Raw genomic sequence first — 13183 nt, 5'->3', positions numbered from 1 at the left:
CATGAGAACAGAGCATGATTTCTTGGGCAGTCTTGAGGTACCCGACGATGTGTACTACGGCGTTCAAACGATGCGCGCCATCGAGAATTTCCGCATTACAGGGCAAAAACTTGACCCTGATTTCATCGTGGCACTTGCGCAGGTAAAAAAAGCTGCGGCGCTTGCAAACATGGACACGGGGCGTCTCCCGCATGAGATTGGTGATGTTCTCGTACGCGCTGCCGACGAGGTCATTGCGGGCGAAATGTTCGACCAGTTCCCCGTCGATCCGATTCAGGGCGGTGCCGGCACATCCGTCAACATGAACATGAACGAGGTGCTCTGCAACCGTGCGCTCGAGCTGCGCGGCGAGGAAAAGGGACGCTATGACATCATCTCGCCGAACAATCACGCGAATATGGCGCAGTCGACGAACGACGCGTTCCCGACGGGCATCAAGGTGTGTCTCTCGGCGAAGGGAGCGCGCTTTGTCGCATCGCTCGACCGGCTCGCCGCAGAACTCGAGCGCAAGGCGACGGCATACCGCGGCATCCTCAAGATGGGGCGCACGCATTTGCAGGATGCCGTCCCCATCACGCTCGGGCAGGAGATGGGCTCGTACGCGTCCGCGGTGCGCCGTTCGATTCGGCGTATCCGCTACGTTCTGCGGCATATCCATACGATCAATATGGGCGGCACCGCCGTCGGCACAGGGCTCAACGCGGAGCCGGCGTATATCAAGGCGGTCGCAAAACGTCTCTCGGAGGTCACGGGCGAACAGTACCGCACGTCGCAGAACATCATCGACGCAACGAACAACACCGATGCGTTCGCCGACGTCTCGTCCGCACTGAAGAATGCGGCGCTCGTCCTCATCAAGCTTGCCAACGATTTCCGCCTTATGGCATCGGGACCGCGCTGCGGGCTGAACGAGCTGCATTTGCCGATGCGTCAGCCGGGCTCGTCCATCATGCCGGGCAAGGTGAACCCCGTCATCGCGGAGGTGCTCGATCAGGCGTGCTATCAGGTGATCGCCGGCGATCTCGCCGTCACGCTCGCCGTGGAGAACGGGCAGTTCGAGCTGAACGTGATGGAGCCGGTGATGGCGTTCAACATGTTTAACTCGCTGAATTACCTCACGCGTGCGGTCGATACCTTCGTCGAGAAACTGCTCGTCGACCTTGTGCCAAACATCGATCAGTGTCAAAAGTGGCTTGACAACAGCGTCGGTATCGTCACGGCGCTCCTGCCGCATATCGGCTATGAGAAATCCGCCGAGCTCGCACGCGAGGCTTATACAACAGGAAAGCCCATCCGCGAGATCGTTCTGGACTGCGGCCTCCTCTCGAAAAAAGAGCTCGATCACATCCTCTCCCCGCGTCAGATGACACGCCCGGGCATCGCCGAATAAGTTTTCTCTGCCGATACACGACATGATTTTGCTGTGTATCGGCTTATTTTATTGGAATTTTTCCGGTGCATTGGAAAGGATTTCGCCCGTATCTGCCGAAAATAATTCGAATAAGGTAATTTTCTGTATTTTTTAAGGAGGTCGTTTCATTGGCTATCACCGGAGGAATTATTGTTATCCTCGCCTTTGTTGCCATCATCAAAAAGTACGAGACACGCATGGTGCTCATTGCCGCAGGTTTTTTAATGTGCTTCATCGGCGGCGTAGGCGGCAATGCCGTCGCAGCATTCAGCAAGACGATGGTGCACGGCTCGCTTGTGCCGGTCATCTGTACGGTCATGGGCTTTTCGTATGTCATGAAAATTACGACGTGCGACCGTCACCTCGTCGAATCGATCTCGGGCGTCATTACGCGGAGCAAATTCATCCTCATTCCGCTGGCAACACTCCTCACATGGTGGATCAACATCGCCATCCCAAGCGCTGCCGGCTGTTCGGCGGCGGTCGGCAGCATCCTCATCCCCACGCTCATGGCTGCGGGCGTCCATCCCGCGATGGCGGCGGCGGCGGTGCTCGCAGGCACATGGGGCAGCGCGATCAGTCCGGGACAGGCGCACAACATCTTCGTCGCCGACCTCGCGCAGACCGACCTCATGACCGTCATCATGGCGCAGGTGCCCGCCGCGATCATTGCCTCCATCGTCGCGGTGATTACCCTCACCGTCATCGCAGCCGTACGCAAAGAGGGGCCGGATGCCGCGCGCAGTGCGGCATATCTTGCAGAACTCGAGAAGGAGGAGGGCGGCAAGAACTTTAAGGTCAATGCCCTTTACGCGCTCGTTCCCCTCGTCCCGCTCATTCTGCTCGTGCTTGGCAGCAAGCAGATTGCGTTCCTCCCGCTCGTCGATGTGCCGACCGCTATGATCGTCGGCACAGTGCTCGCGATCATTGTCACACGCCAAGATCCCCAGGAGATTACAAAAAAATTCTTCAACGGTATGGGCAGTGCCTACGGTGATGTCATCGGGCTCATCATCGCCGCAGCAGTCTTTACCACGGGTATGGCGGCAATGGGGCTCACGGACAGCCTGATTGAAGCGATGAAGGGATCGGAATCCGTTGCCAAGCTCGCGGGCGCATTCGGTCCCTTCCTCATCGCCGTTATCTCCGGCTCGGGCGACGCGGCGGCGCTTGCCTTCAACGGGGCGATTACCCCGCAGGCGGCTTCGTTCGGCATGAGCATCATCGACCTCGGCTCGCTCGCACAGATGGCAGGTTCCATCGGACGTTCCATGTCGCCGGTCGCGGGCGCAGCACTCGTCTGCGCAGGGCTTGCAAAGGTCAGCCCCATGGAGCTCACCAAACGCAACGCTCTCCCGATGCTGCTCGCGACCGTCACGTTCATGATTGTGCTCTTCCTCTCATAGAAAGCGTAACGCCATGATCAACAAGAAAAGAGTTTTGGACGAGTTCTTCGCGCTCGTCTCCATCCGCTGCTCCACCCTCGACGAACGGGAAATGGGCAATCTGCTCACCGCTCGGCTGCGGGAGCTCGGCGCCGCGGAGATTCATGAGGACAATGCCGGGGAAATCCTCGGCGGCAACTGCGGCAACATCGTCGCGAATTTCAAGGGATCGGTTTCCGGTGTTCCGACCGTCATGCTGACGGCACATATGGACTGTGTAGAGCCGTGCGCGGGTATTCGCCCACAGCTCGTGGACGGCGTGATCCGCTCGGACGGTACAACCATTCTCGGAGCGGATGACAAGGCGGGCGTCGTCGCCATCCTCGAGACGCTGCGCTGCCTGCGCGAGCAAAACATCCCGCACGGCGATCTGCAGATCGTCTTTACCGTCGCCGAGGAGGGCGGCGTGAACGGCTCGCAGAACATTGACCGCTCGCTCCTGCACGCCGACGTCGGCTTTACACTCGACACGCACGGTCACCCCGGCATGGCGGCGTTCAAGGCGCCGGGCAAGAATCAGATCGAGGTCGCCGTGCGCGGCAAGGCGTCCCACGCGGGCGTTGACCCCGACGCAGGACACAACGCCATCATCGCCGCAGGCAAAATCCTCGCCGCCATGCCGCAGGGGCGCATCGACGAGGAGACCACCTGCAACGCGGGACGCATCACGGGCGGCACGGCGACCAACGTCGTCGCTGAGCTTTGCACGATCAATTTCGAATCGCGCAGCCGCGACAAGGCAAAACTCGACGCCCTCACCGCACGCATGGTCGAGATCGCCGAGCGCACGGCAAAAGAAGCGACCTGCACCGCGACCGTCACCGTCAAGAAGGACTACGATCCCTACGAACTCCCGCAGGACGCGCGCGCGATCCGGTATCTGCGCCGCGCCGCAGGCGTGCTCGGATTCCCCGTCATCCTCGAGGAGGAGGGCGGCGGCTCCGACGCGAACTTCTTCAACGCCTACGGCATCCCGACCACCGTCCTCGGCGTCGGCATGACCGACTGCCACACGAAGGAAGAATCCCTCCTCGAAGAGGATCTCTACAATGCCGCCGAACTCGCCCTCGAGATCGTACGGCAGGCGGCGCTCAAATCCTAAAAAATCTCCCATGACAGCAAAAGAGCTGTGCACTTGCGCACAGCTCTTTTGCTGTACATAACGCATCTATTTTAACACCTGTTGCTAACCCCTTTCCCACGTGATATAATCACTTCAACGATCAACGAAGGAGGAGGCGGGACAATGAAAAAAGGAAATACAGATCAAGACGCAGACGCGCGCGTCCCCGCGCTCATCCCTCATCCTGCATCCGTCGGAAGCGTGCGCCCCATGGACGCCCCCGCGCTGAGCGTTCGACAGGATGCCATCACGCCCGAGTATTTCATCACGCATTTCTATGAGTATCTGCCGCGCTATATCGCGGGCGGCGCCCCGACCGAGGACACGCGCGACACCTACGAGCTTGCGATCCGCCTGTTCCTCCGCTGGTGCGTCGCGCAGGGACTGCACCCGCTGAATGACGTCCGCGACTATCAGATCCGCGTCTACATGGAGGAGATGCGCCGCAGCAATTACAGCGCCGCGACCCTCATGATCAAGGGCGCCGCCATCCGCGCCTTTTATAAAGTCGCCCAGCGGCTTTCCTTTATCGCCGAAAATCCCTGCGCCGAACTCCAACTGCGCAACCCGCAGCACCTCGACGAGGACTATAAATATCTCACCGTCGACCAGATCGGCGAGATCTGCGCCTATCTCAAAGAGGACAAGGATGCCCTCAAACGCCTCCGCAATCTCCTCATCGTCTACCTCATGGGCGTCGAGGGACTGCGCGTCGTCGAGGTCATGCGGCTCTCCGACGAAGACATCGACTGGCAGCGCGGGCGCATCGAGATTCGCGGCAAAGGACACGCGGGACTCATCTATCCCTGCGAAGAGACCCTAGAGCTCCTCAAGGCATACCTCGAGGAGCGCGGCGCAGTGCCGCAGGAAAATCGGCTCACGCCGACCATCATCTCTTGCTCCTCCAACAACGCACAGGGGCGTATCTCGCGCGTCGGCATCCGCTACGTCATCAACCGCGCGCTCACCGCGGCGGGACTCAAACAGCCCGGCTACGCCTGCCACCTCTTCCGCCATAGCTGCGGCACGAACCTCTACCAAGAGACCAAGGATCTGCGCGTCGTACAGGAGACGCTGCGCCAGCGCAGCCCCAAAGTCACCGCCAAATACGCCCACGTCCACGACCGCATGGAACGGCGCTATACACGCGGAATCACCCCGGGTGTGAAGGTGGATGAATAAACTGCCGTAAGATCCCCGCCGTCTCTCCGGCATAAAGCCGCATATATACAAAACCGTGTACGGTCGCATGAACCTACACGGTTTTTTGTTCCATATTTTGGTTTCTGAATAGATTTCAGTTTCTTATCTTCACATTTTACTTAATTAGCACAATATGTCTTCAACAACTGAAATAAAGCATACAAAAAAACAGAAATCAAAAACGGAAATTTTAGTTTCTAATTTCTGTCTTTCACTTTTACATTTCAGTTTTCTACATCGCAGACACTGTCTCATCCTTGCAAAGCCGTTGACATCTGCTCCGCTGCCTGTGCATCAATCTCATCAAGCATTTGAAAGCGCCGCCGATAGACGGCGCGTTTTCGTGTAGGGACTTCTTCGATGGTTTTGCGAGATTCCACAAGGGGCAGCTCATAAAATCGCGGATCAATTGTCTTATGTCCGCCTGCCTCTTCCCAAAATGTACTGAAGTCCGTCTTGAGCTTGCGGTCAACACGCACATGGTTGTTTGCATAATATCCTTCATTGGTGACGGCATAGATATGCTTGAGTTCGAGTGCCCGCGCTGCTGCCTGTGCGACATAGAGGACGAGATTCTTCGTTCGATACGAATGGCAAACCTTCGTCGCCTGTTTCACCACTTCCTTTGCATCCGCCATATTCGGCCCCTGCATCGCTCCGATCCACATAGAATACTTTCGGTCATCCGGCGACGGTGCGATCCAAAAAATGATCTGATAGAGCGGTTCCATGCCTATACGTAAAGTAACGGAAAGAATCCCTTCTTTGCGCTGTCCGGGCTCAAAGAAAAGCTCTGCCGTCAAGTTTTTTCCCATACATTGGAGTCCCCGCCACAGCGGCAGTGCAGTTCCCCGATATAGCTTTAGAAATGTATCCGCCCGCATCCTATTACGCAAAAAAGACATATGAGATCTGACAATCATCATGCGTTCATCAAAGGTGGAACGATGATAGAAAAACGCACGCGTCGGCTGTTCATAGGCGAACGGGTAGTACTCCGTTACTTGTCGCAAAACATCGTCTTCTTCGAAATCAGATTGGAGCTTTTTCAAAGCACTGTAATGCAGACATACACGCAGCATAAAAACGACCAATCGGCGAACTTCACGTAGGTTTGAGGTATTGTATATACGCTTTGATAGTTGAAAAAAGCTTTCCATAAAAGTTGATGCCCCATTATTGCAATATGTGTCGAATAAAATTTTGCTTGCTGTACTTATCCGATGCTTTCAAAAGGTTGGATCGATAAATTTCTTTTTTCCGGTCAAACGTGTCAACGAAATCCCGCATTCCCCGGCGAAATTCTTCAAATGTATCCATAGAAATAGCCTTGCCTATCTCAAATGCTTCCAGCACCTCGGGATTGAGCACGGGGGTCGTAATGACGGGTTTCCGGAAGCCAATCGCGGTAAAGTAAAGCGCGCTCCAGTTATAGAGGTAGCGTTTCGCCGTATAAGGCAGGAAAACTACGTCCACACCGGCAATCGCCCGATACCATTCCTCTTCAATTAGTTTTTCAGTAATCAGCGTCACATGAGATAAATGCCCATACTTCTGAACAATGGTATCGACCTCTTCCCGATCCCGTACATCCGTCGGCGCAATTTGGAGGATCATCTGCACCGGTCGTGCAAAGTCATTCTCTTCTGCAAGGCGAAGAAACCATTCCAACTTTTTCTCGCCGCGACGGTAGTGTCCAAAAAATCCGATCTTGAGCACATCCCCCTCGCTCGTCCCGGACATTTCCGGCGGCGCCATAACCGGCGGGGGAATGAGCCGCGTATTCGCAGGCAGTATCCCGCGAAAATCATCCCGCAATGTCGTGACATAGAGCCGAATATTTTTATACGGCAAACACGAAGACGCCGCCTTTATGAAGTTGGGCTTTTCCTGTGGGTTCACGCCCAAAAATATAAACCGGACGGGAACAGGGCTGTCTTTCAGACTGCTCCGACGCAGCGCACGCAAATAACGGTATGTTGCGGTTGTGATAAGAACCGTATCGATCTCATTCTCCCGTATCGCCTGCATCATGGCATCGAACCATTTGACGCGACGGTATTCCCTTTGAAGTGACCTCCATACTTTCTTTATGCCATGTACGCCGTCATAGCTGACAATCTTTCCGCCGGTCAAATATTTGATAGGAGCATGAAGATCTCGTCCCAGATCCGTTTCCGGCGGCACAAATAAAATAGGCTCATGCCCTTCTGCACGCAGTGCCTCTATGATGATATGGTCAAATTCGAGTTCAAATCCACCATCCGCTTTGACTGTCTCCAAAATAGCAATCTTCACGTTGGCGCCACCTCTTTAGTATACTGTAACAACTGTTTGTACGACCTTCATCTCACAGAGATTTTTGCCCTATCCGCCCCCACTGCAGGCACAGCCCGAGCAGCAGCCAGTGCAGTTTCATTACGGCAGAGTTGCCCATATTGTACTCTGTCAGCCCTTGCAGAATCAGCCCCATTACCACCGCCGCGACAATAAGCGCCGCGATCTCGTGCGTTGTGCTCCATATGCGAACACTTTGGAGAATCCATGTGCCCCAAAAGAAGAGCAGCGCCAAAAACCCGACAGCCCCACACTCTGCAAGCATATGCATCACATTGCTGTGCGCATGTGTAAGTTCACGTTCCTTTGCTTCGGGAAGAATATAGCCGCCTTGATATTCCGATTTGAACTGCGCAAAGCCTACCCCAAGAGCAGGGTGATCCTCAAACATATGATAGGCGCTCGTCCATAGACGAATCCGCTCTGCGTTGCTCTGCAGATTCATATCACCAATACTTTCAAGCCGCGAGGAAAGTATCGGCACAGATGCAAAGATTCCCCCAAAAAGGATGCAGACAAGGACGGCGGCCGCAACGAATCGCTTCTTCTGCTTCATCAAAAGCCCGCAGCATAAAAACGTCACGATCGGTACTGCAAGCCACGCTCCGCGTGTTCCATTATAAAGAAGTGCGATGCACCCGAGAAGGAGCAGTATACGCGCCGGAATACGATATTTTTCATCCATTTGCCCGCTCAGCAGCAGCAATATAAGGGACGGAAGGAGCATCGATAGAAATCCGCCCACCGACATGTAGATGGAGAATCCGGACGCTCTAAAATTCCCTTGGAATATTCCTTGATATATCACAGCCAAATCATTGACCGCAAATGATATGGCGACACACACAGCAATGATTGCGAGCTGCCTCTTCTCTCGAATCATGAGAAGGACGGCATAGAGCCCCAACATGCGATAACCATAGTAGTCGCCAAACGTCCTCAGACTCTTCGATATATCGCTCGAAAAAAGCGATGATAAGATAATCGCTCCCATGAGAATGAGCAGCGATACTCTCATCCAGCCGTCAGGCAGCGCATCCTGCCAATCATCGTGCTTGATCCATAGCCGCAAGAGCAACACAGCGACGAGTGTTCCAAGGAATATATTGGCACCTGCAATTGAGATATTACTGCATAATCCAAAGCCACAAAGCAAATAAAAAGCCCATTGATGAACGCGTTCCACAGACAGATTCAGAGACAACCCTCTCACTCTCATTTCAGCTCTCTATGAATTCAAGTATTGATCGCCCCTCGTACCGCCGCGCACAAATCTCCGCCCGTATAGAGGACGCCGCGGACGCCCGCCTGCTCGGCGCAGGTAATATCGCGCGGGGCGTCGCCGATCATGAGGGAGGCGGCGGGGTCGATGTCGTGCTCGCGCAGGGCGCGCAGGAGAAGCCCCGGCGCAGGTTTGCGGCAGTCACAGTCCTGCCGGTAGGCGGGAATCTTTGCCGCAGGATGATGCGGACAATAGTAGAACGCGTCGATGTGCGCGCCGCACTTTTGCAGCTCCGCATTCATCCAATCGTGCAGGCGCGTGACGTCGTTCTCGGGGAAGTAGCCGCGCGCGACGCCGCTCTGATTCGTGACGACGATCGCGAGATAGCCGTGCGTATTCGCCCAGCGCACGGCATCGATCGCGCCCTCCGTCCACACGAAGTCCGCGGGATCGTGGAGATAGTCCACATCGACGTTGAGCGTGCCGTCACGGTCGAAAAAGATCGCCTTATTCTTCGGCATAGGAGAAATATCCGCCCGCATCGAGGAACGCGCAGTACTCCCGCACCGCCGTCTCCATAGGAGTAAATCCGCCGTCGTAGCCCGCGGTGAGGAGCGAGGTTGTGTCCGCCTGCGTGTAGTTCTGATATTTGCCGTGCAGTACCTCGGGGAAGTCACGATAGGCGATCGTTCCCGTGCCGAGGGCGTCGATGACGGCACGCGCCGCTTCGTTGTAGGTGTGCGCCGTCCCCGTGCCGCAGTTGTAGACACCGCTCTCGCCGCCGTTTTCCCAGAACCAAAGGTTGACGCGCACGACGTCCTTCACATAGACGAAGTCGCGCTTCTGCTCGCCATCCGGGAGACCGTCCGTCCCACGGAAAAGGTGCGCTTCGCCCGTCTCCTTGATCTGATTGTAGAGCTGGTAGAAAATCGACGCCATTTTCCCTTTATGATGCTCCTGCGGTCCGTAGACGTTGAAGTATTTCAGCCCGACGATCTGACTGCGCGCCTCGGGGATCACCTGCCGCACATAGCGGTCAAACGCGAGTTTTGAATACGCATAGGGATTGAGCGCATCCTCGCACACGTCCCCCTCAGTGAATCCGTGCTTTCCCCCGCCGTAAGTCGAGGCTGAGGAGGCGTAAAGGAACGGGATGCGTGCCGCCATGGCAAAGTGGAGGAGCGCCTTAGAGTACGCGTAGTTGACCTTCATCATGTAGTTGACGTCGTACTCCATCGTGTCCGAGCACGCGCCCTCGTGGAAGATGGCGTCGATGTCCGTCCCGTCGAACTCACCGTCCTCAATGAGCCGGAGGAAGTCGTCCTTGTGCCGATAGTCGATGAAATGCAGTCCGCGCAGGTTCTTGTAGTTCTCGCCGTCCTTCAGGTCGTCCACGATGAGGATGTCCGTATGTCCGCGCCGATTGAGCTCGTGGACGAGATTGCTGCCGATGAATCCGGCACCGCCGGTAACGATGATCATGCCGTCACTCCTTCCTCACGGTCGAGCACAGCGAGGAGCTCTTCTCTGCTGACCGCATACGTGCCGACCTTCGAAACGACGACGCTCGCCGCGAGATTCGCGAGATATGCGCCGTCCGCGGGCTTGAGTCCGCCCGCAAGCGCGAGTCCAAAGACCGCAATCACGGTATCGCCCGCGCCCGATACGTCGAACACCTCCTGCGCGTGCGTCGGGATGTGGGCAACCTCGTCGCCGTGGACAATGGAAAGTCCTTTCTCCGATCGCGTGAGAATGAGGTTGCGAATGCTGAATTTGCGCATGACGTAACGCGCCGCTTTTTCCACGTCAAAGTCCTCGTTCGCAATGGGTTCGAGGAGCACCTCGTTGATTTCCTTCAGATTTGGCGTGATGTAGTCGGCATCCTTATATTTCGCCCACTGCGTCCCCTTCGGATCGATGATGACGGGAACGCCGTGATCGTGTGCGGCACGGATGATATGCTGCGCCGCAAATTCGGTGCACGAGCCTTTGCCGTAGTCCGAGATGATCACGCAGTCCATGCTCTCGTTCAGCTTACCGTCGATATAGGAAAGGTACTGCTTCATGTAGTCGCCGTCCACTGCACTGGCGTCCTCGAAATCAAGGCGCAACATCTGCTGATGTCCGCCGATGACGCGAATCTTCGTCGTCGTCGGACGGTTCGTCCGGACAAGTCCTGTGTAGTCGATGCCGCGCGCGGTGAATTTCTCGAGCAGCGTCCTGCAGTGCACATCGTCGCCGACAAAGCCCGCGATGCTGACGTGCGCGCCGAGAAGCGCGATGTTGTGCGCCACGTTTGCCGCGCCGCCGAGCGTCTCGCGCGTCCCCGTCACATGCGTGATCGGCACGGGCGCCTCGGGCGAGATGCGCGTGACCTCGCCGGAATAATATTTATCCAGCATGACATCGCCGACAACGAGAATGTTGCTACGCACGCTCTTTTCCGCAACGACAGCGCGAATTTTGGTCATGTCCATGAAACCGCTCCTATCTCCACTGATTCGGGTGTTCGTCCTATTATTGTATATTGTACCGAAACTTTCGCCGGACTGCAAGCCTCACGCAATGTGCAACCGCCTACAAAGTGCCGATACCCCAACTTTTTAGCGCAATACCCTAACTTTTTTAGCGCAATACCCTAACTTTTTAGCGCAATATCCTAACTTTTTAGCGCAATACCCTAACTTATGGACGCTTACTTCTTGCGCCGATAGTACACAAACCGCCCCTACGCATTTTTTCAATCAAATCCTTTTTCATCAATCTCCTCACAGCGATCAAGGCACCTACACCTGACTTGATCCGTGTAATCTCTTTGATCTGTTTGGTTGTAATAAGCTCATTCTCACACAGATACTCATAGATCAGCCGATCTGTGGGATTGAGACCAAGCGCTTCGGACACGGTAATTTCAGATTCCGGCATCGTCTCCGTGCATTGGTACTCGGTGTTTAGACGATAGGTCGTCCACCGCCCTTTATGATTCATACGCAGCATTTCCCGTTTGGTCAGCCCATACAACACCTTCCCGATGTCGGTCGGATGGAGATCGAGCAGCGATTGCAGCTGCGTGTTACTGACCTCATCCTCCAAATAGGCTGTCGCCAGGATAATCTGCTCATGCGACGAAAGGCGCCCATATGCCGCCCCAAAAAGTTGGTACAAATAATCCGTACACTCCTGCGGCATCGCCGAGATCGTCCAAAGCTTCAGCTCCACAATATGAACGTCAAGATTATCACTGAGATCCGGCTTGCGCCAGTTTTCCTCGCCCCATGCCGACAAAATCGTAGGGAATCCCGAGCCGATATTATCCCCCAGACCGATCATACGAAGCATCGTCTGCATCCGTGGGTTCCGTGTTGCCGAGTGTCCGCCGCTATAAATCATATCGATTGGGAGTTTCAGATTCCCCGGGTTCGAAAAATAAAAGCTGTGATCCTTCTTGATAATTTTGAGCACGCCGGAGATCAAATAGTCGCTGTGGATGATTAGATTGACAAACGCCTCACGGACGGCGCGATGTACCGCCGTATCGTCGATGCGTACAATCCCCTCCAAGCGGAACGGGCGTTTAATATCCCCCGTCAACTTTGGAATGACACGCTTGAGAAAATTATATAGATTATTTTCCCATGTGCCGTCGTAGGTCAGCCGATCACTCCACCGGCTTCCCGGCAGTCGGTTTGTCTCGTCGATATAGTCCATGCGGATATGGTCAAATCGCTCGCGGATTGGCAGACCTTTTCCAAACATAAGAAGCCCCGCCGTCGTCAGCCCCTCACGCCCGGAAGGGCGCTCCACCGTATAGCCGCCAAGATTCATTAAAAAATCACGATGGGATAAGGGGCTCCAAACATGCCCGGGATTGCGTATATCAAACTCCATACGATACGCAGTCAGCGTATCAAGGTCGATGTCATCCATCGTATAACCGACTAAGAGTGTACCGTCATTCCCTGCATCACTCGCATCGCGGAGCATCGCCTTGATTTCTTCCTCGGTGCAGTGATAGTCACCCTCGTACCCGCGCTTAAAGGTATTTTTGAGTACATTCTCATTGAGGTACACGGGGCGCTGCAGATACGTCGCCTGCGGGACGTCAATACAGACAAGAGTTTTCCCGTTGACCGCCTGTGTCGTCACGTCCGCATCAACAAGGATATTCACACTGACCTTATTGCTGTTGATCGTATTCCAAAAATCAGCAATCAGCTTGTCCGGATTCTGCACGCCGCAAATGTGATATGCGCGTTCCCCGATTGGTGCGTCAAGCTGTTCCTCTACGCCGAGCACAATTGTCCCGCCGCGCGTGTTGGCAAACGCCGAATAGGTCTCCCATATAGACCGAGGAAGACCGCGCTCCGCTTTTTTATACTCGAGTGTCAAGCTTTCTCCATAGCGCAGGAGATCTTCCACATTCCGCATGTACCGTTCACCTC

Annotated in this window: 11 protein-coding genes; 4 read left to right on the top strand and 7 right to left on the bottom strand. The window is 55.2% G+C overall.

Annotation, left to right across the window (positions count from 1 at the left end):
* The first annotated feature begins 1 nt into the window (after nt 1).
* The 4 genes from HMPREF9162_RS02440 (at nt 2) to HMPREF9162_RS02425 (ending at nt 5161) form a co-directional block, all read left to right on the top strand.
* Complete coding sequence (locus HMPREF9162_RS02440) at nt 2-1390, top strand: aspartate ammonia-lyase (RefSeq protein ID WP_009752614.1); 1389 nt, start codon at nt 2-4, stop codon at nt 1388-1390.
* A gap of 149 nt (nt 1391-1539) precedes the next feature.
* Nucleotides 1540-2817, top strand: coding sequence for a C4-dicarboxylate transporter DcuC (gene dcuC / locus HMPREF9162_RS02435; protein ID WP_009349492.1), 1278 nt, complete (start codon nt 1540-1542; stop codon nt 2815-2817).
* A 13-nt stretch (nt 2818-2830) separates the two neighbouring features.
* Nucleotides 2831-3958: a M20/M25/M40 family metallo-hydrolase gene (locus HMPREF9162_RS02430; RefSeq protein WP_009752634.1), complete on the top strand. Its 1128-nt coding sequence runs from the start codon at nt 2831-2833 to the stop codon at nt 3956-3958.
* A 144-nt stretch (nt 3959-4102) separates the two neighbouring features.
* Nucleotides 4103-5161, top strand: coding sequence for a tyrosine-type recombinase/integrase (locus HMPREF9162_RS02425; protein ID WP_009752550.1), 1059 nt, complete (start codon nt 4103-4105; stop codon nt 5159-5161).
* Nucleotides 5162-5433: 272 nt separating this feature from the next.
* Here HMPREF9162_RS02425 and HMPREF9162_RS02420 read toward each other — a convergent pair whose 3' ends face one another.
* The 7 genes from HMPREF9162_RS02420 to HMPREF9162_RS02390 all read right to left on the bottom strand — a co-directional run bounded on the left by HMPREF9162_RS02420 (nt 5434) and on the right by HMPREF9162_RS02390 (nt 13169).
* Nucleotides 5434-6342, bottom strand: a complete 909-nt coding sequence (locus tag HMPREF9162_RS02420) for a VirK/YbjX family protein (protein WP_037350104.1) — start codon at nt 6340-6342, stop codon at nt 5434-5436.
* Between the two features lie 16 nt (nt 6343-6358).
* The gene (locus HMPREF9162_RS02415; RefSeq protein ID WP_009752546.1) at nt 6359-7480 is read right to left on the bottom strand and encodes a hypothetical protein; all 1122 of its coding nucleotides are present in this window, start codon (nt 7478-7480) and stop codon (nt 6359-6361) included.
* 52 nt (nt 7481-7532) lie between these two features.
* The gene (locus HMPREF9162_RS02410; protein WP_139057075.1) at nt 7533-8597 is read right to left on the bottom strand and encodes an O-antigen ligase family protein; all 1065 of its coding nucleotides are present in this window, start codon (nt 8595-8597) and stop codon (nt 7533-7535) included.
* Between the two features lie 158 nt (nt 8598-8755).
* The gene (locus tag HMPREF9162_RS02405) at nt 8756-9262 is read right to left on the bottom strand and encodes a D-glycero-beta-D-manno-heptose 1,7-bisphosphate 7-phosphatase (protein ID WP_009752563.1); all 507 of its coding nucleotides are present in this window, start codon (nt 9260-9262) and stop codon (nt 8756-8758) included.
* Nucleotides 9249-10223, bottom strand: coding sequence for an ADP-glyceromanno-heptose 6-epimerase (gene rfaD, locus HMPREF9162_RS02400; RefSeq protein ID WP_009752628.1), 975 nt, complete (start codon nt 10221-10223; stop codon nt 9249-9251). Before rfaD ends, HMPREF9162_RS02405 begins: the two co-directional genes overlap by 14 nt.
* The gene (gene rfaE1, locus HMPREF9162_RS02395) at nt 10220-11218 is read right to left on the bottom strand and encodes a D-glycero-beta-D-manno-heptose-7-phosphate kinase (protein ID WP_009752665.1); all 999 of its coding nucleotides are present in this window, start codon (nt 11216-11218) and stop codon (nt 10220-10222) included. The genes rfaD and rfaE1 overlap by 4 nt, the downstream gene beginning before the upstream one ends.
* A 208-nt stretch (nt 11219-11426) precedes the next feature.
* Nucleotides 11427-13169, bottom strand: a complete 1743-nt coding sequence (locus tag HMPREF9162_RS02390; protein ID WP_009752630.1) for an RNA-binding domain-containing protein — start codon at nt 13167-13169, stop codon at nt 11427-11429.
* Nucleotides 13170-13183 lie beyond the last annotated feature (14 nt).

Source organism: Selenomonas sp. oral taxon 137 str. F0430 (assembly GCF_000183625.1).
GTDB classification, from domain to species: Bacteria; Bacillota; Negativicutes; order Selenomonadales; family Selenomonadaceae; genus Centipeda; species Centipeda artemidis.
Note: the sequence above shows the minus strand (reverse complement) of the source record. Positions and strands in the feature narration are given on the sequence as shown.